Annotated in this window: 15 protein-coding genes; 6 read left to right on the top strand and 9 right to left on the bottom strand. The window is 57.4% G+C overall.

The window, feature by feature from the left end; translation table 11 throughout:
- Positions 1–141: 141 nt before the first annotated feature.
- The 4 genes from BRO63_RS33990 to BRO63_RS17935 all read left to right on the top strand — a co-directional run bounded on the left by BRO63_RS33990 (position 142) and on the right by BRO63_RS17935 (position 5,298).
- Positions 142–1,254 carry a hypothetical protein gene (locus BRO63_RS33990; protein ID WP_143219485.1) on the top strand — a complete coding sequence of 371 codons (1,113 nt, stop codon included), beginning with the start codon at positions 142–144 and terminating at the stop codon, positions 1,252–1,254.
- Between the two features lie 212 nt (positions 1,255–1,466).
- Positions 1,467–1,943: a hypothetical protein gene (locus tag BRO63_RS17945; protein WP_143219484.1), complete on the top strand. Its 477-nt coding sequence runs from the start codon at positions 1,467–1,469 to the stop codon at positions 1,941–1,943.
- Between the two features lie 167 nt (positions 1,944–2,110).
- Positions 2,111–4,537 (top strand): AAA family ATPase, encoded by a 2,427-nt coding sequence (locus BRO63_RS17940; RefSeq protein WP_088141075.1) that lies wholly within the window; start codon positions 2,111–2,113, stop codon positions 4,535–4,537.
- A gap of 134 nt (positions 4,538–4,671) precedes the next feature.
- On the top strand, positions 4,672–5,298 hold the full coding sequence (locus BRO63_RS17935; RefSeq protein ID WP_088141074.1) for a tyrosine-type recombinase/integrase: 627 nt from the start codon (positions 4,672–4,674) through the stop codon (positions 5,296–5,298).
- A 72-nt stretch (positions 5,299–5,370) separates the two neighbouring features.
- Here the strand turns inward: BRO63_RS17935 and BRO63_RS17930 are convergent, their stop codons facing one another.
- The 7 genes from BRO63_RS17930 to BRO63_RS17895 form a co-directional block, all read right to left on the bottom strand.
- Complete coding sequence (locus BRO63_RS17930) at positions 5,371–6,864, bottom strand: hypothetical protein (RefSeq protein WP_088141073.1); 1,494 nt, start codon at positions 6,862–6,864, stop codon at positions 5,371–5,373.
- A gap of 380 nt (positions 6,865–7,244) precedes the next feature.
- Positions 7,245–8,981 (bottom strand): hypothetical protein, encoded by a 1,737-nt coding sequence (locus BRO63_RS17925; protein WP_179215138.1) that lies wholly within the window; start codon positions 8,979–8,981, stop codon positions 7,245–7,247.
- Positions 8,982–9,115: 134 nt separating this feature from the next.
- Entirely contained in the window at positions 9,116–9,613 is a 498-nt protein-coding gene (locus tag BRO63_RS17920; RefSeq protein ID WP_218824103.1) for an ABC-three component system middle component 2, read from the bottom strand.
- Entirely contained in the window at positions 9,601–10,578 is a 978-nt protein-coding gene (locus BRO63_RS17915; RefSeq protein ID WP_256943342.1) for an ABC-three component system protein, read from the bottom strand. The genes BRO63_RS17920 and BRO63_RS17915 overlap by 13 nt, the downstream gene beginning before the upstream one ends.
- A gap of 581 nt (positions 10,579–11,159) precedes the next feature.
- Positions 11,160–11,459, bottom strand: coding sequence for a hypothetical protein (locus BRO63_RS17910; protein ID WP_088141070.1), 300 nt, complete (start codon positions 11,457–11,459; stop codon positions 11,160–11,162).
- A 914-nt stretch (positions 11,460–12,373) separates the two neighbouring features.
- A complete protein-coding gene (locus BRO63_RS17900; protein WP_088141069.1) occupies positions 12,374–12,949 on the bottom strand; it encodes a hypothetical protein in 576 nt (191 codons plus the stop codon).
- A 106-nt stretch (positions 12,950–13,055) separates the two neighbouring features.
- Positions 13,056–13,916, bottom strand: coding sequence for a class I SAM-dependent methyltransferase (locus tag BRO63_RS17895; protein ID WP_088141068.1), 861 nt, complete (start codon positions 13,914–13,916; stop codon positions 13,056–13,058).
- Between the two features lie 230 nt (positions 13,917–14,146).
- Here BRO63_RS17895 and BRO63_RS17890 point away from each other — a divergent pair, with 230 nt between their 5' ends.
- Positions 14,147–14,551, top strand: coding sequence for a VOC family protein (locus tag BRO63_RS17890; RefSeq protein ID WP_088141067.1), 405 nt, complete (start codon positions 14,147–14,149; stop codon positions 14,549–14,551).
- A gap of 34 nt (positions 14,552–14,585) precedes the next feature.
- On the top strand, positions 14,586–15,215 hold the full coding sequence (locus BRO63_RS17885) for a LysE family translocator (protein ID WP_088141066.1): 630 nt from the start codon (positions 14,586–14,588) through the stop codon (positions 15,213–15,215).
- An 87-nt stretch (positions 15,216–15,302) separates the two neighbouring features.
- Here the strand turns inward: BRO63_RS17885 and BRO63_RS17880 are convergent, their stop codons facing one another.
- Both BRO63_RS17880 and BRO63_RS17875 read right to left on the bottom strand, forming a co-directional pair.
- Complete coding sequence (locus BRO63_RS17880) at positions 15,303–16,472, bottom strand: CMD domain protein (protein ID WP_088141065.1); 1,170 nt, start codon at positions 16,470–16,472, stop codon at positions 15,303–15,305.
- An 18-nt stretch (positions 16,473–16,490) separates the two neighbouring features.
- A complete protein-coding gene (locus BRO63_RS17875; RefSeq protein WP_088141064.1) occupies positions 16,491–17,786 on the bottom strand; it encodes an acyl-CoA thioesterase/bile acid-CoA:amino acid N-acyltransferase family protein in 1,296 nt (431 codons plus the stop codon).
- Position 17,787: the final 1 nt, after the last annotated feature.

The raw sequence follows: 17,787 nt of genomic DNA, 5'->3' as shown, positions 1-17,787 counted from the left end.
TTTATATCTTTTTTTCGATAAAGGCGTCAGGCTGCAATTTAAGTAGAAAGATTGCCTTCCGTGTAAGCGTGGAAGCAGTTTTTAATGTTAATCCGTATTCACTGCAATTTTATTTGCTTTATTTAAAAATTGGAAAATGTCGTGTCAGAAAAGACGGAGGGTTCAAGTTCTAATAATCGATGGTGGGAGTCATATCTCGTTAGATATTTCTCGGGATTCATTGTTGGTGCCATATGTGTTGCCATCATTGCTAAATTCTCCGGCCTCATGCCCCGATCGATATCGTTAGCGCTCGATTCCCAGTCAAGCGCTGATAGTGAGCCAAAGTATAGTGTGACGTTTATTATTGTCGCGATTTCTTTGCTGGGGCTAGCTTATTGTTATGTGGCGAGCACGCCCATCACCGTGTTGCACGCAGGTCGATATAGTAAGGGCCCAGTAGATCGACTCTCGCGGTTCTTTTGGCTAGGATGGGTGCTCGTGCTTGGCGTTTTGATGGTGTTCCCTGGCTTGGCGACATTCCAATTTTCTTCTGCTTGCACGACTTATACGGTTGTACTTGTGGTGTCTGTCGTGGGAATCTCATTATGGGCGTTAGGAAGATTTAGCACGCCAAGCAGTCGTGACGCTGTACTGACCGAAACATCACCTAATGATTCGGCTAATTCGAGGGTTTCTGAATATGGAAAATGTGATTATTTTCTTGTGATTGTATTCTTTGTCGTTATTTGGTCGTTTTCACAGGCCATTCCGCGGTGGTTTGGTGTTCTGCCGGAGATTTCTGATGCTAGGCTCCTGGCAATAGGCGCTCCCGTCGTTTGGATTGGTCTGGCGCAGTATTTTGTGCTCTTTAAGATATTCTATGGTTCGAAAGAGAATTACGAATTCTATAGAAAACTCTTCGCCGCTAGGCAGAAAATTGGAGCGAAAGATGTGCGTGATACATACTCACATCTTCGGGAGCATTCAAACGCAATATTTATTGTGGCTGTCGAAATTAGCATGCTTGCGTTAATGCTGAGTGCCATCAAGATCGAGCGCGCCGCCAATAATACGCATGCTTCTTTGCTAGATGGGGCAACATTCTGGCTATCCGCGTTAGGCATCTGGATCGTGCCGACGATTTTCATGTGGTCGCGAGCAAATGCAATGGAGAGATATTTCTCCGAGAATCCCAGTGATTTTATTGCTGAAAATTCCGAGATATCCGCAACCCGTTACGTGATGCTGAGTCGTAACTGCCGCCGTCGATGACAGCTGCTTGCGAGAGACGGCGATACGGCCGTCCCATTAACGGTGTCAGGCTGAAATTAGAAATGTTGCCAGGCTACAATTCCGCTTTCTAAATTGTAGTCTGACACCATTTTCTAATTTACGATTGAGACAGTATCTCATTTGGTGATTTGATCCGCGACAGTGTGATCTGATATTTCAATTTCGCACGCTACCAATTTCAAGGAATCTTCGTGGTCGAAGTTGTTGCACCCAAGATCGCAGATATATCAAGCATTAAAGGTGTCAGTGCATTACTTGCATTGCCGATGCTTTGCGTTGCTTATTTTCTCCAGACTGGTGCCGCGATTTCGTGGGACGACTCAATTTGGTTTGGTCTGGGTGAGGGCCTACCGCCGGAGGTGGAGCTTCGAAGATTGATAGTAATCTTCGTGCTCAAGTCTGTATGGGCATCGTTCTTTGGAGTTGTCGGCTACGCCGTTCTTACCATGGTCCATATCCAAGTCGACTTTCCGGTAATACAGCTAACGTCGGTTGTTCTTATTGCATTCGCATTGTTTGGAATATTCTGTTCAGAGCTGTTTGATCAATTGAAATTGATTGCGCCGTTTTGGTTTTACGGTCTCGTTGTTTGGGGTGTTTTTCTCTCAAGTATGAAGGAGCAGCTTAACGCTGAGCGTCGCAAGATCGAAGAGGGAAAAAATAGATAAAATAAAGGTGTCAGGCTACCATTTAATATGATGGTAGTCAGACTACGATTTCGCTCCTTAAATTGTAGTCTGACACCATTTTTCGGTCTTGGACAAAGAGAGCCTTGTAGACTGAAGCAACATTCTGTTTCGAACAGCCTGAGGGCCGCTATAGGAGGACTGAGCCGGTGATTAATCAGATAGACATAGCAAGCTTTGGTAGCTTCCAAGGTCTGGAGTGGAAAAGGTCCGTTCGGGACAGCGGCAAAAACGTCAAGCTCTTCCAGCGTCTGAATATCCTTTATGGACGCAACTACTCTGGCAAGACGACTCTCTCTCGTGTTTTTCGCGCGCTGGAAACGCGTAAGCTCCCCCTGAACTATATTGGCTCGTCCTTCACCGCGACTGGTGAGAAAGGTGCGGTCACCGATGCTGACCTGCTGACGCACAACTATGATGTGCGGGTCTACAACCGCGACTTCGTGACCGACAACCTGAGCTTCTTGGTCAATCAGGAGATCGGAGGTGTTATCAAGACCTTCGCCATCGTCGGTGAGCAGAACAAGGAGATTGACGACGCCATTGCTGCCATCGAGGCCAAGCTTGGTAGTGTGGAGGGCAAGGCTGGACTGCGCTTTGACCTGGAGGCCAAGAAGAAAGAGCGCGATCGCACCAAGACAGCCCACAGCACGGCTTTGAACGGCTTGGAACAGAAGCTGCGCTCACATGCTGCTGAGAAGATCAAGAAGAATCCCCTGTACCGCGTGCCCGTCTACACCATCGACCACATCAAACGCGACATTGCTTCCACCAGTAAGCCCGGCTTCATCGCCCTGACCCCTGAGGAACAAGCAAGCAAGCTCACCTTGCTCAAGCAGGACGCCCTACCTGACATCGAAGGCACTCTGGCCATCACCCTCAAGCTGGAGTCGCTGAAGGCCACTGCTGAACCTCTTCTATCCAAGGAGATAACGCCTACCAAAGCGATTGAAGAGCTGCTCAAGGACAGCGCTTTGCAACTTTGGGTCAAGCAAGGTATCGGACACCACCGGGACAAACGAGACACCTGTGCTTTCTGCCGACAGGACTTGCCGCACGACATTTGGCAGGTGCTGGACCAGCACTTCAGCAAAGAGTCGGACGACCTGGAAACCGCCTTGGATGCTGCTATAGCGTCAGTCACGGACGAGATCAAGTCCATTGCTGGACTCAATACCTTTACAGGTGCTCAGTTTTATGCGGATGAGCGTACCGCGTTTGAAGCGAGCAGCAAGGCACTGTCGGAAGCACTTGGTGTCTACAAAAAGGACTTGGAATTCCTGAAGAAGTCGCTTGAGACTCGCAAGAACAACCTGTTCCAGCTCGTGCTTCTGAAGCCCCCATCCCATGACGCCAAGGAGATCGAGAAGCATGTTCAGGACATCAATGCGCTGATCGTCACGAGCAACGGCAAGACGAGGACCCTGGAAAAAGACAAGACTGCTGCCATAGATGCACTTCGCTTGGCTGACGTGCTCGCGTTTGCTGATGCTGTCACCTATGACAAGGAGGTTGCCCGCATAGCTACCCTCAAGACCGGCGCCGACACGGCAGGCACGGCCCATACGGACGCGGAAAAAGAAATCCGTGACGCGGAAGCAGAAGTCCAAAATTTGAGAGCCAAGCAAAAGGATGAACGGAAGGGGGCCGAGCGAGTCAACTCTCTGCTCAACAACTTCTTCGGCCATGACGGTATCAAGCTTGAAGCCCGCGACGGCGCAGACAAAGCCACGGTCAAGTTTGAAATCACGCGAAACGGCAAGGCCGCGTACAACCTCAGCGAAGGCGAGTGCAGCCTGATTGCCTTCTGCTATTTCATTGCCAAGCTAGAAGACCCTGAGAGCAAAGGCAAAGAACTGATTATCTACATTGATGATCCAATTTCTAGCCTAGACGGAAACCATATCTTCTTCATGTTCAGCTTGATTGAGAGCTTGATTGCCAAGCCGATCAAGAATGCTGACGGTTCAAACGCCTACCGCTACAAGCAGCTTTTTATCTCCACCCATAATCTGGACTTCCTGAAGTACCTCAAGCGCCTGTCCATTCCGAAGAAGAAAATCTCTGCTGGTGAAGGCAAGACGAAAAATGCCGATGACCACGAGTATTTCATGATCGAGCGCAACGGCGCTTCAAGCAACATCTTGCTCATGCCGTCTTATCTCAAAGATTACATAACTGAGTTTCACTACCTCTTCCATCAAATCTATAAGTGCAAAGATCAAGCTGCCGCAGCAGATAGCCATGAATCATTTTTCGGCTTTGGCAACAACCTGCGAAAATTTCTAGAAGCCTTTTTGTTCTTCAAGTACCCCTATCATGATGATAGAAACGACGCCTTTGAACGTATTAAGAAATTCTTCGGGGAAGAGGAAGATACAGCAGTTGCACTGGTCAATCGGCTTAACAACGAGTTTTCGCACCTGGAGGCCGTCCCAGATCGAGGCTTTAAGCCCGTGGAAATTCCTGAGATCGCCAAGGTAGCTAACTATGTCTTGGACAAGATTTACGTTGCCGACAAGGTGCAATATAACGCACTGTTAAAGAGCATTGGAGAGCCTGAGCGAGTAGGCTGAAGAATCGCTCCCGATGTTCGATTGTTGGACGGAAGCCGCACATAAATCAATCCATGCCGAATGGCCGTGACGGGTCGGATAGCGCCCCTCCGTAGGAGCACACTGAATCTCCCTTTACTCAAAAGGAGATTGTCATGGAATCCGCGAATGCCGCCGTTGACCGTCGTGTGCCATGGAACAAGGGAAAGCTCACCGGGCAGAAGCCGCCGCTAAAGCTCCGAGAAATTTGGGCAATTCGAATGAGACTTCAGATGGCTTCGAACACCCGGGAACTCGCGATGTTCAATGTCGCAATTGATAGCAAGCTTCGAGCGTGCGATCTCACGCGATTGCGGGTACAGGACATCCGTCACGGAAGCCACGTAGCCGCGAGAGCTACCGTCATGCAACAGAAGATCCAGCGTCCGGTCCAATTCGAGATTACGGAGCAATCCCGTGAGAGCCTTGAAGCACGGATCGAAGCGCGAGGGCTAAAAGCGGCGGATTTTCTGTTTCCGAGCCGGTTGCATACGTCGCCGCATCTGTCGACGCGGCAATACGCCCGGATTGTGCATCGCTGGGTCGCATCGATTGGCCTCGACGATACCGCATATGGAACCCACACTATGCGACGTACAAAAGCCTCGCTGATCTACCGCCGGACGAAGAATCTTCGGGCTGTACAGCTGCTGCTCGGGCATACGAAGCTGGAAAGCACAGTTCGCGACCTTGGCATCGAGGTCTACGATGCTCTTGAGATTACTGAACAAACAGAGGTTTGATGCATTCTGGCCGGCGAGCGGTCGCTTGCGGCCAGTTACTGCCATTGGCCGCCAGACACGTTCGGGCGGAGCTTAACCCGCACACCCCTGGACAATTGGCGCCAGGACGATTTCACCGATCACTGCTGCGCCAGGCCCCTCACCCATCAGCTCGGCAATCCGGCGTTCGTCGAGGCGTCCCGCCTCCATGTCCTCTCGCATCTTCGCGGCCAGCGCACCCTTGGCGAGTTCAAGCGCCTTGCTCGCCATTGGAGACAACCCATTGATCGACTTTGGATCATGGGCAGTCATCGAATCGATAATCGGCCCAAGCGCATGGAGCAATTGAGCCGGAAGCCTTGCCTTGAAGTTTTGGAGCACCCATTTAGTCATATTCAACACGCGCTGCGCCTGCCGATCGATCACGCGGGCGATGAGCTGAACGCCTTCGGAGGATGGCAAGGTGTGATAGGCGGCGAGCTCAGCATGTATCGTTGCGGCCGCCTTGGCGAGGGAATGGGCTTCGATTCGTCGGATCAAATCATTGAAGACAGCCGCTTGGGTCTTGTCCGAAACGGCGGTCGCCAATCCTGCGGTCGGCCGAGACGGAGGCGTTACTCTAGCCGTGGCTGAAGCGGACTCGACCTTCTTAATGTCGTGGGGTGGATGGGCCGCCATGGGGTCGATGTCCACTGTTACGGTCTTGGTCACAATGCTCTCACTCGCGATCCCAAAGCGCATGCAGAAGTGGATTGACGAGAATAGTGAGAAGCGCCCAAAAATCTGTCCGTCCGCAGCGTCAACGCCAACAGTCACACGATGCCCGAACTCAAAGGTGTTCGGTGTTGCGTCAGGCTGCGGGTCGAAATCCCACCAAACTGGCGCTTGCCCCCCCCAAGGCGCCAGTGCCGCGTCGAGCGCTTGCAGCGCTGGCTCCAATCTCGGATCGGGCGGGCCATCCGTGGGTTCGCCGCAGCCGCCTTGAATTCTGGCAACAGCAGCAATTGCCTGCGTATAGGCGATGAATTCCGCCAGGTTGGCTGTGCGGGCAAGTTCCGGGAATTCCTGCGCCAGGAAAGTCTGGGTCACATACGCCACCGCGCCAAGGCCGCATCGACCGCCGAATTGAAGCCGGTGATGGATCGCGTCAAGGAAATAGGTCCGCATTTCAGGCTTCTGCAAAGGTTCCACGTCAAATCCTTCGGCCTTCTTTTGGGCAAGCCAATCCTTCATCTCTTGATGGCTGGAAAAGGACATGCTCATGAGCACACCGTCTCCCGCTTGCTGGTGCGATCTGATGCGTGGCGCTGTGAACGAACTTTGCTTGACCGAAAGCTTCAACTCCTCACCGGTATGCTCGTCGCGTCCGAGAACGCTTTTGACATCGTTGGCGTGATCTGGAACAACACCCAACAGAGCGTTGAAGAAGGCCATCTGATTAGCCAAGTTCACGACTAGGCTGGAATAGCCATTGTCGTGCTTGGTGCAGTAGATGTTCTTGTTGGTTCGCCTTCCCCCCAGCGCGGCGGGAAAAACGTGTTCGCCAGAACCGGCAGCTGTGCCGCACACGATGCATGAATTCGCCATTCGTAATCCTTTTCTCTTTTGCGACGCAGGGCAATCAATTATGTCGGATTGCCCCGCATTTTACTAAGCCACTTTCATGTGTTGACCGTAGGTTTCTATTCCCACGCCGTCACGCTGCCCATCGATCGAGTGACACCTATTCGCGCCCGAGCGCGCGCGGAGAATGGCAGAAACGAAACGGAAGAGGATATCGATCGGAGGCAGCATGCGGCCCAGAGCGGCCGCCCCGACGATAAAGAAGAGTGTCCGGTGCAGAATGGTATGCGGTCGATCGGAACTCAGAACCAAAGGTTATCGAGCAACGAATTTTTCCGCTCGCAATTCGCCACCTTCGTATTGAGCGTCGGCATGCCCGATCGGCAGGCGGCTGCGACGAACCACTAAATAGATTCCTCGGGCCCCTCGGTTGGGTAGCGCTGCTGCGGTGCGGCATCGAGCAGCCGCTGTGTGCGCACCCCGTCTCGTAGGGGGTAGAAACCGTACCTGCCCTGACCACGTATCCGCGTGAACACAGTCGGGTTCAGAGCCGAGGCCGTGGCGGGCTCGACGTCTTCGTTCTCCAAGACAATTAACTGCCCCAGCCCGCTCCACGTCGACAGCCATTTATAAAAGCTGTCGACAACAGTGGCTGAGGGGACATCTTTGACCTCAACCGACTTCGGATCGGCATAGGCTTTGAGCGGCGAGTCGAGAACCACGACGCCCAGATGCGGGAGGTTCTCTGCCAGCGCGTTTTCCATAAGAGACACGGCGAGCGCTGACAGATAGATGCCCCGCATGCCCGCCCCGAAACTCAAGCGGCTTCGATCGTTGATGCGCAGATCGCATGCTTCATCGTCGAGCGAGATGTTCTCGATATCGTTCAAGCCCCATGCCTCCAGCAGGGCCTTCGCTGCATCGGCGACCTTTCGCCCGAAAGTTCCGCTCTCACGAGTCACCGTAATGCGTTTGCGCACGGTTAGCTTGCTGAGCCTTTCTATCTCTGAATTGAGATGCTTAATCTCGTCGAAGTTACCGAGATGGTTCGCCAGCTCTGATCGTCGCAGCGCCAATGTCTTGGGATCCGCAGCAAATTCAACGCGCGCATTGTTGAGGACCATAGCCTCGCGATTCTGCAATGCAGCCAGATCGGCTACCAGCCCATGCTCCTGCTGCTTCAACGTTCGAAGGCGCTCGCGTTCGTGCTCCAGGGCGCTCTGCAAGCCAACGCTGAGCGTTCGGATCTTCTCGGCCTCGGCTGCGAGCGCCTGGCGGTAGCGCTCGGGAGATTCAGCTTTGGAGTTCGGGAAATCGGCTACAGGCATCGTGGGCGACGCGCATAGCGGGCAGGCAACGCTTGGGAGAACCTCGAAGAAGGCGACACCTTCGTTCGTGGCCCCCAAGCGTTCCAGGTCATTAGCGTATTTGCGTCCTAGCAACTCGAAACGGAAAATCATCGACTCCACGTGCTTGCGCTTGCCGTGCACCATTTTCAAGGAGTCGGTCGCATCGACTACTGCGCTGCGCAGCTGCTTTAACGATGATGCGCGAGCCTCATATTGGCTTGCCATAGCCGACAAGGTTTCGTCCACGCGTTCTAGCGATTCCTGGACCTCTTCGCGTTTGAGGTCGTTCGGCATGACTGACTCCACCCGCGAAAGGGCGTTCTCGGCAGCCGTGAGTTCGCCTCGCGCCCGATCGACCTCATTCTGGGTTTTGCGCAGTTGAATCCCGGCGTCGTCGGTGCCAGTGAGAAACAGGTGGAACGAAGCTTCCCGCTTCGACGCAGATTGACCATCGCCCACGGTGGGCTTCTTCGAGGGAAGCTCGGTCTGTGACCAGAGCGCCCAGTGACGAATGTCATCGCCAGTAACTGGTCCACGCTTGCTGTGATTACGCAGGATCTGTTTGCCTTTGGCTTCTGACAGGTCGACTAGCAGCTCCCCCACGTCGACATCAAGCGGTGAAAATTCGAGACTTTCCCCTCCGTCAAGCGCGCGGATATGCACCACTCCGGGACCGCCGCTGAGAGCTCGACGAATTTCGTACTCCAGTGTTTCCACCGAAAACCGAAGTCGAAACTCCTGATAGCCCTCCGTGAGCGGGAATGTCGCTGGTTGTTCGTTTCCACCAAGCATGAACCACAGCGTGTCGTATATGTACGACTTGCCCGTCTCGCTAGGACCTCTAATCAGGTGCCGCTTAGTGGCAAAAGACACTTCTGCGGTTTCGCGATCGGGTCCATGGACGGACAACGATAGAAGAATGACTCTCACAACAACTTACCCTCGCTGGAAACAGTCTCTAGTTCGGCTCCCCATAGATGACCATTCGCCGTGAACTCCTCAATGAGTTCGGTGGACGTGGCGGCGCCGTACTTGTCGGCGACCCACGCACACCGCTGTTCGAGATCCAGCAGATAGTGCGAAGTCAAGGCGCCCGTCATGGTCCTCGCTGTCGCGCCGGCGTAGTAGTCAATGCCGTCAACATTCCAGCCGGCGGTAACCAGCCCTCGCGTACTCATGAGGTAGAGGCCTTGCTCAATCAGCTCTCGGCGGCTCATGAGCTCAGTGCCGCGGTAGGGGATGGGTGTATGCAGGCTGCTTGGGCCGTCCAGGTCTCCCGAGTAGACGATCGCATAATCTAGCAGTACAAGCTTTTGCAGGTCGGCGCCGTACGGGGCAAGGGCCTGTAGAAGGTAAACCATCCGAATGCCAAGCTCGAACGGCGAGTTAAACACTGGCATGGGCTTGCGCTTTACTTTACCCATTGCAGCCTCTTGGCGTTTGCTAGGTGATGGCATGTTCCGGGAAGGTCGCCCGGCCGTAGCTTAGGAGCCAAAACGCTATCGCTTACGGTCAGGGCCTGCGCTCCGTCGGTTCCCGCCTCTAGGCGATCAAGCCCTAAGCGATGGCGTGGACTCGTGACCCTAGCGCGAATCCCGGCGTATACCATGTCGAGCAGCGCGTCGAACTCTTCTTCACCAAACAAGTCTCTGCTAAATGTTTTCAAACCTTCGGCGCAATAGAACGTCGCGCGATGGCTCTGGAAGTGCTCCCCATGGTCGGACTGCATCAGTTCATCCAACGTAACATTCGCCCCGGCCAGCTCGCCATACACGCGCAACAGCTGGCTGATGTACACCTCCTCTTTGATGTCTGGGGCAGCGGGTGCGATGGGATCGTCCCCACGTACCGACTCGATGCCGAATAGCTCAAAGTGTGCCTTTCGATCGTGTGCGTGCCACTCCAGGAGAGTCCGTGTCTGGCATTCAACGATAGATCCGAAATCGAAGTACTCGACAATTGTTCGCACGCTTGCGGTCAGTTCACCGCGTCGTCCTCGCAGGCCGGTTTTCTCACCTTCCCAATCTGTAAGAAAACGACCTTTAAACTTAGCGGGATCGGCGAGCAGGTTGTGAAGATCTGGGCCGACGCCTTGTGGCGCGCACAGGTAATAGTTGCGGGGCGGTGGGTACGTTCCTCTGTCAATATTCTTGAAAACCTTCACGAGCTCTTTGAATACGTCGGTGGGAGATAGCGGATGGTCATAATGTTTGGCTTGGTAGAGATCCCACCGGTACGTTATTAGCCGCTCCTCTAGCCTGGCTTCAACGTCGCGGCCACCGTCGCCCGCACCGCCCATCTGCTTGACTACCGCGTACTTGGTGCCTTCGTCCAAAATACGAGAAACACAGGCCACTTCAATGAATTTCTCCCACTGATCTGGGCTCATCAGAAGTACTAATGCAGATGGTGGGGCTGCGCCCCTCTTGACTTCAAATCGATTCCTCCGAACTCGCTTTTGTGGTCCTGTTGTCGCCATGGCTTTTCGCGTAAGAATCGGCTCGAAGGAGCGGAGCGGACCACCCGGTGAAGCAAAGTCACCTTATGATCCAGGCTAGCAATATGGGCACCGGTAAGTTGCCAAGTGTGTAACAAAGGATACCGCAAATTTCCGAATCCAACACTTCGCGGGATAGTGAACGGGAGGGAATACCGGCCGTACGTATGGTTGGGTGCGTTACTCTGAGTCCGTCAGTAGGTACCGCACGCTCAGGGCCAACTATGGGGTCCGAGCCTTAGCCGAAAGAATTTTTTCGACGCGATTGCAGCTGTTCGCGGACCAATCCCTTCGACGGCAAGTGGCTGAAAGCTAGCGTCCGCGTGGCTCTGCTGTCGCAGCACAGCAGGAGTTGTCCCTTGACCTGCGAACGGCGGCTTCGGGTCGTAAGCTGGCCCCCTTGTATCTCACGTTCTGGCTGTGCTATCGCGAGTCAGCATCACGTCGATGCTGATTCCGTCAGAAAAAATATGTTAATGAATCGGTTTTGCTTCGTCGGTGAATCTGAATTCATCAAAAGCAGATTCAACAAGATCTGTGATGTGATCGCAGAGACTTTCAATGCCGCCTAGCAAGTTGGATACAACCCAATGATCGAGCTGCTGCTTACCGGCTCTCTCCGAGTCATTTGCTCCATTGCCGACGATTCGGCTAATTGCCCAAATTCCCTGGCAAGCCCGCTCCATCTTCCGGAGGTCAGAAAACCGAACAAGGCCATGCTCGGGATCATCCGGCGTTGCCCAACGGTCAAGGGTGTAGGGGTGATCATTCATTACGGCCTCCTGTTGAGTAAGGAGCCCGCGTCCCGCTGTCAATCGGGGTGGGCGGGCACAAGGCCGGGTTGACAGACCGGTAACAGGAGCAACCGGCGCACGCGAACGTGCCCCAGCCTAGGCCCGCCCATTGCAGGGACGTGCGTCGACCGACGGACGTAAAAATGCCGCTATTGCGGCGGCTGTCCGCTCCTGTTAACTCCGGCTGTCAATCCGGGCGATCGTTGGTGCGATCGCAGGGCAAGTATAGGCGGAACGGATCATGGCAGTAATGCGGCGAGTGGCATTTTCGTCCCTTTCGGAGACTGATGCGTAAACGGACAAGGGATCTCAAGTGGTCCATTGCCCATTTTTCACGCAACTTTAGACAGGAAAAATCGGTCCTCCAGTTTCTGCAATCCGATTCTCGCCAACCTAATCCGACGTGATCGAAAAGGCCACGAACGGGTTCACGAAGGGTATCCCGGATCGCATCAGCCGCTTGGTCCGTTCGTCCGATGACTTCACCAGGTCTTCGAGGGTTTCGATGCGTGTAGATGAGGGAGCCGTCCGTGAGCGCCCAGGGATGCTCGTTGAGGAATAGGTCGTACAAGATGAAGTCCTGGTGCGACTTGCGCCCCTTAGTCGTCATCCCCATCCCGTACACTACCCCGATCACCAGGGAGCGATATGTCGATTCAAAGATTAGGCCGTTGCAGCATCCTCTTGTTCCTTGCCGCCTTGAGCTCCGGTTGCTCGTTAGGCGGCGAGTGCGGATGGAACCGCAGCAGCTGCATGTATGAAGGCAAGTACGAAGAGGGCGAGGAAGACTACGCGGAAGACGAAGCGAAGCGCTTGAACAAGAACTCATCCGACCGGTTGCGCCGCAGCTCCGGCAATTGATCCGCGGATCAAGCTTTCAAGCTCGTAAGGCCTCAGTCTGAGACCTGCCACTCGCGAAACTGCTTGAACAAGCGAAACCCCACATAGGTTTCGCTTCTGCGCCAACGCCGCCGGTAGTAGCAGTCCCAGTAGCTGGTCATGCGTTGTTGCGCCAGATGCAGAAAGGCCGGATTGCCTCGAAGAACCGTTCCATAGACGTGCTTGTCCAGCAAGGGCAAGCACGCCTCAATGTCCTGCAGGACTTCAACGACGTATTCGCTGCAGAGCTGCACCATGAACGGTACAACCCAAGGCTCGGACGTCCCTGCCAGCCGCTCAATTTGGCGCTGGCGTACGTGGCCGTCATGATGGCGTGACTGTATGCACGCGTAGATCAGTGCCTGGGGTTCGTCCAGCTTGGAAGACAAGGATTCGCCGCCCCCATGCTGAACGCGATAGGGCAGCGTCAATGACTCGTCCTGCACGATGACGGACAGTCCGCGGCCGCTCATGACCGAGGGGCAGATATCCTCGGCGATGTATGCTGCTTCGGCTTGCAGTCGCGCGGGGAAGGCCGCTGTTAGCAGCGCCGTATGCTCTGGGGCGGCCTTGCGCGGGCGGGAGGACATGTGGGGAAAGCTGTTTGAATGGCGTTCACCGTGTCAGACGGTGCGTCTGGCAGAAGACCAGGGCACGCACAGATGCTGACTCTGCTGCATGAAGCACGACAGGCGCTTACGCCGCCGCCTCTGCAGGTTTCGGCACAAAGAACCGATCCTTCAACTCCTGCAACCCGATCCTATCCAGCATCTCCGTCAGCCGCTCAGCCGCCTTCCTGCGCGGCAAATCCTTGTACTGCGCGATGATCAGCTCATTCTTCATCGAATGCTCCCATCCCACCAGCTCAGTTACGCTGACCTGATACCCATGCGCTTCCAGCTGCAAGCACCGCAGCACATTGGTGATCTGGCTCCCGAATTCCCGCGTATGCAGCGGATGCCGCCAAATCTCAGCCAGCGGATCAGCCAGCGCCTTAGCCTTGTTCTTGCGCAGCACCGAAGCCACTTCCGCCTGGCAGCAGGGCACGACGACGATGTACTTGGCTTTCTTCTCCAACGCGAAATGAATCGCGTCGTCGGTAGCAGTATTGCAGGCGTGCAGGGCGGTGACGACGTCAATCGTGGCGGGCAGTTTGTCCGACGTGATCGAATCGGCGACCGACAGGTTCAGGAACGACATGCCGCCAAACCCCAGCCGCTTGGCCAGTTCTTCCGATGACTTCACCAGTTCTTCGCGGGTTTCGATGCCGTAGATGTGGGAGCCGTTCGCGAGCGCCTCGGGCTGTTCCTTGAAGAACAGGTCGTAGAGGATGAAGCCCAGGTACGACTTGCCCGCGCCGTGGTCGGCGAGGGTGACGGCGCCGCGTTGTTGTTGGACGTCTTTGAGCAGCGGCTCGATGAACTGGAACAGGTGGTAGACCTGTTTGAGTTTGCGGCGGCTGTCCTGGTTCATCTTGCCGTCGCGGGTCAGGATGTGCAGGGCCTTGAGCAGTTCGATCGACTGGCCGGGGCGGATGTCGTGGGTTTTGTCGGACATGGGGTAAGGCAATGCGCCCCGCGATGGGCGGGGCGCACGAGTAGGCGGAAAGCGTCAGTTTAACGAAAACGCCGCCGACGCTGGCGAACCGGGAAAACCGGCCCTGGACTGTGCAGTATTTTGCGATCCAGGTTATCTGGCATGCGAGTAACATGCCCGATGCGATTGAGGCATGTCATGCATTTCTGAAAGCGCCTGACCCTCAGGGCGGGCGCAGGGAGAGTCGTCAAATGTTCAGCCATATCACTGTCGGGACGCGTGATCTTGAACGCGCGGGCCGTTTTTATGACGCGGTGCTGCTTCCGCTCGGGTTGAAGCGTCGTATTGTCACGCCGGATGGCGGGCCCTTGGCGCTTTGCTGGGTGACCGGTCAGGCGCTGCTGCCGCGCTTCTACGTCTACATGCCCTACGATGGCGAGCCGGCGACGGTGGGCAATGGCAGCATGGTCGCTTTCCTGGCTCCTACGCAGGAAGCCGTGAGCCTGGCCCATGCGGGCGGGCTTGCGCAGGGCGGGACGGACGAAGGGGCGCCGGGGGTACGTCCTCATTATGGCGACGGCTACTTTGGCGCGTATCTGCGCGATCCTGACGGCAACAAGGTCCACATCGTTCATCGCGGAGACCTTCCGCTGTAAGGCGAAGAGGCCCGACATCCCTGGAGAAACGCAAATGCTCGTGAGTCAGCTTGCTCTTGTGTACGGCACTTATCTGATTGCCACGGCCAGCCCCGGACCCAGCAATATGGCGATCATGGCAACGGCGATGCGTGACGGCCGTGTGCCGGCCCTGGCGTTGGCGGCGGGCGTCATTACGGGCTCGTTGTTTTGGGCGACGCTGGCGGCGACCGGGATTTCCGCCGTGCTGGCGGCTTCGGCCCAGGCGCTATTCGTCATCAAGGTGGTGGGGGGAGTCTATCTGCTCTATCTGGCGTTCCGCACCGGCAGGTCGGCGCTGCGGCCGGGCGCGGCCTTTGTGAACGTGGAAACGGGCCGTGTGACGCCGCGCTATCGGGTGCTGTACCGCCAGGGCGTGCTGATGCATATCGGCAACCCCAAGGCGGTGCTGGCCTGGTTGGCGATCATGTCGCTGGGGCTGGGGGAGAGCGCGTCGGATGGCACCTTGCCCGCGATCATCGGCGGTTGTGCGTTGCTCGGCGTGATGGTGTTCGGCGGCTATGCCATCGCGTTCTCGACCGCGCCAATGATTGCGCTGTACGCCAGGCTGCGGCGTTGGATCGAAGGGACGGTGGCCGTGGTGTTTGGCGTTGCGGGCGTCAAGCTGCTGCCCTGGCAGCGTTGATAGGGCGGGTTGTCATCGCCGACCAGCGTCGGCGATGACAAGCTTCAGGCAAAGCGTCCGGCACGCTAGCGGCCGGACGCCGCAGGATCAAGCCTGCGGGAAAACCGGCTCGCCCAGGTTCAGCATCAAGCGATTCGCCCAGGCGAAGATCGCATCCGAATGCAGCAGGTCCAGGATCTCGCCTTCGTTCAAGCCCGCATCCTTCAGGGCCTGGATGCTGTCGGCGTTCACCGCGGCAGGCGCTTCGGTGATCTGGATCGAGAACTTGCCGATGGCCAGTTCTCGCGCCGTGGTGCCAGCGGTGGCGGGATCCTCGAACACCTGCGCGATGACCTCGTTGCGCTTGGCCAGCTGTTCGAAACGCTGGGCATGCACGGACGCGCAGTACACGCAGCCGTTGATACGCGACACGTAGGTCGAACCCAGTTCGCGTTCTGCCCGCGACAGTCCACCCGGCGCGTACATGATGGCGTTGAACGCCGTCGAGCGCTGGCGTAGGATTTCAGGCTGATGCACCAGGAACAGGTAGTAGTCCGAGACCTTGGCCTTGGGGTGACTTTCTTCCAGGACGGCGACCTGTTCGGGCGTGGCGGTTTCGACGTTGACCACGTCCAGCCAGGCCTTCCATTCCAGCGACTCGTTGGTGAAACCATGGGCCTTGATCACCGCGCCGGGCGCGGTGGCGGCGGTGTTGGCGGGGAAGGGCGCGGGCGGGGTGCCTGCGGCGCGCTCGGGCAGGCCTTCCAGGGCCTTCATGGCTTCCAGGCCGGCGACGAGGCGGACCTGGTAGGACAGGAAGGCGACGAGCTGGGACAGCGTGACCACGGCGGGCGTGGAGACGCCGGCGGCGGGCAGGGTCTTCAGCGCGGCTTCGTCGCCCTCGACGGGCTTCTCGATCAGCTTGCGCGTGAATTCCAGGATGGCGGCCAGGCGCGGGGTAGCGGCGTCTGACGGCTTGCCGGATTCGGCGACGACGATGTCGGCCGGGGTGGCGCCGGCGTCGGTCAGGCGGGTGCGGTAGTGCGCGGCCAGCAGCGGCGACGGGGTGATGCGGGTGGCGTACAGCGCGACCAGCAGGCGCTCGGCCAGGGACAGGCCGGGCAGCGCGGGGTCGAACAGGGCGTCGTAGCTGCCTTGGGTGGCGGCGGCGACCTTCTCGCGGAAGTGGCGCACTTCGTAGGTCTTGGCGCCCGGGGCCAGGCCGATCAGGCGGTCGACGAGGTCGTCCGTGACGTTGTAGACGATGGGTTCAGCCATGCGGATCTCCTTGATGCTTTACTTGGTGGCGCGCGCTGCGACAGCGGCGTCCAGGAACTGCTTCACGCCTTCCCAGGATTCCTGGTCGGCGCGGGCGTTGTCCTTGGGGTTGCCGCCGCTGGTGCTGATCTTGCCGGACACGGGGTGGGCGTAGACGAGCTGGGTGGTGGGCACGTAGGGGAACAGGATGGAGTGCCCGCCGTTCTCGTAGTCCAGCCACTCGACCGGATAGGGATGGTTCACCTCGGCCAGCTTGTCCTGCACCATCTTGGAATAGATGCTGGACGGCCAGGAGCCGTCGTCGGTGCCGGACAGCAGCATGACGGGGCCCTGGATGTCTTCGACCTTGATGCGGGCGCGGGCCACGGCATCGGGGTCTTGCAGGGCGGTGAGGATGGCTTTCTCGTGGCGGTGCGGGGAGGGGCCTTCGTCGAAGGGCGCCCAGGTGGCGGTGCGGTTGTTTTCCCAGACGTGGGGGATGGGCTTGCCGCCCAACAGCCACGTGGGGCCTTCGCGGCCGATCTTGGGATCGCAGGCATTCTGGCCGCTGTGGACCACGGCGCCGGGCACGTAGGCGACCACGGCCGAGACTTCCTCGGGGAAGGTAGCGCCCAGCAGCAGCACCAGTTCGCCGCCGCGCGACTGGCCGCTGATGGCGACGAAGTCGTGCTTGGGGCTGACCTTCTTGCGCAGCCAGCGCAGGCCGGTCTGGAAGTATTCCAGCGGGGTGTTGGAGATGTAGTCCGACAGGCCCGGCGCCTTGAAGTAGGCCAGCGCGAAGGCGGCGTAGCCACGGGACGCATACAGCGCCGCGCGCGGTTCGTTGATGCCGCCGCCCGAGCCGTTCAGGATCATGACGGCCGGGAACGGGCCGGGGCCGGGCGGCAGGTACAGCGTGCCGACCAGGCCTTCCTCGCGCACGTCCTGGCGGGTGACGCCGTCAGCCGCCAGGCGCTGGGTGAAGCTGGCCTGGGCCTGCGCGCCGGCGGCGCGCGCCACCACGTCGGTGACCAGGGCATCGGTCACCGGGTGGTTGAAGTGTTCGCGGCTGGACGAGTCCACGGGGGACTGCGACCAGACCAGGCCCATGGGCGCCACGCCGGCGTAGTCGCCGGACACTGGGGCATCGCGGCCCAGGTCCACCGTGCCGTCCGCGCCCGCCACGAAGGCGGCCTGGCTTTGCCAGAGCACGCCGTTGCGGCGGGTCAGGGCGGTGATCTCCACCGTCTGGCCGGGCGCGACGTGTTCGACCCGGATCTGGCGCGGCACGTCAATCAGGTCGACGGCCGGGGTGATGGTTAGGGTGGGCGTCATG

This window comes from Achromobacter xylosoxidans (assembly GCF_002192695.1).
GTDB classification, from domain to species: Bacteria; Pseudomonadota; Gammaproteobacteria; order Burkholderiales; family Burkholderiaceae_B; genus Achromobacter; species Achromobacter xylosoxidans_C.
This window is presented reverse-complemented; position numbering and strand designations above follow the sequence as displayed.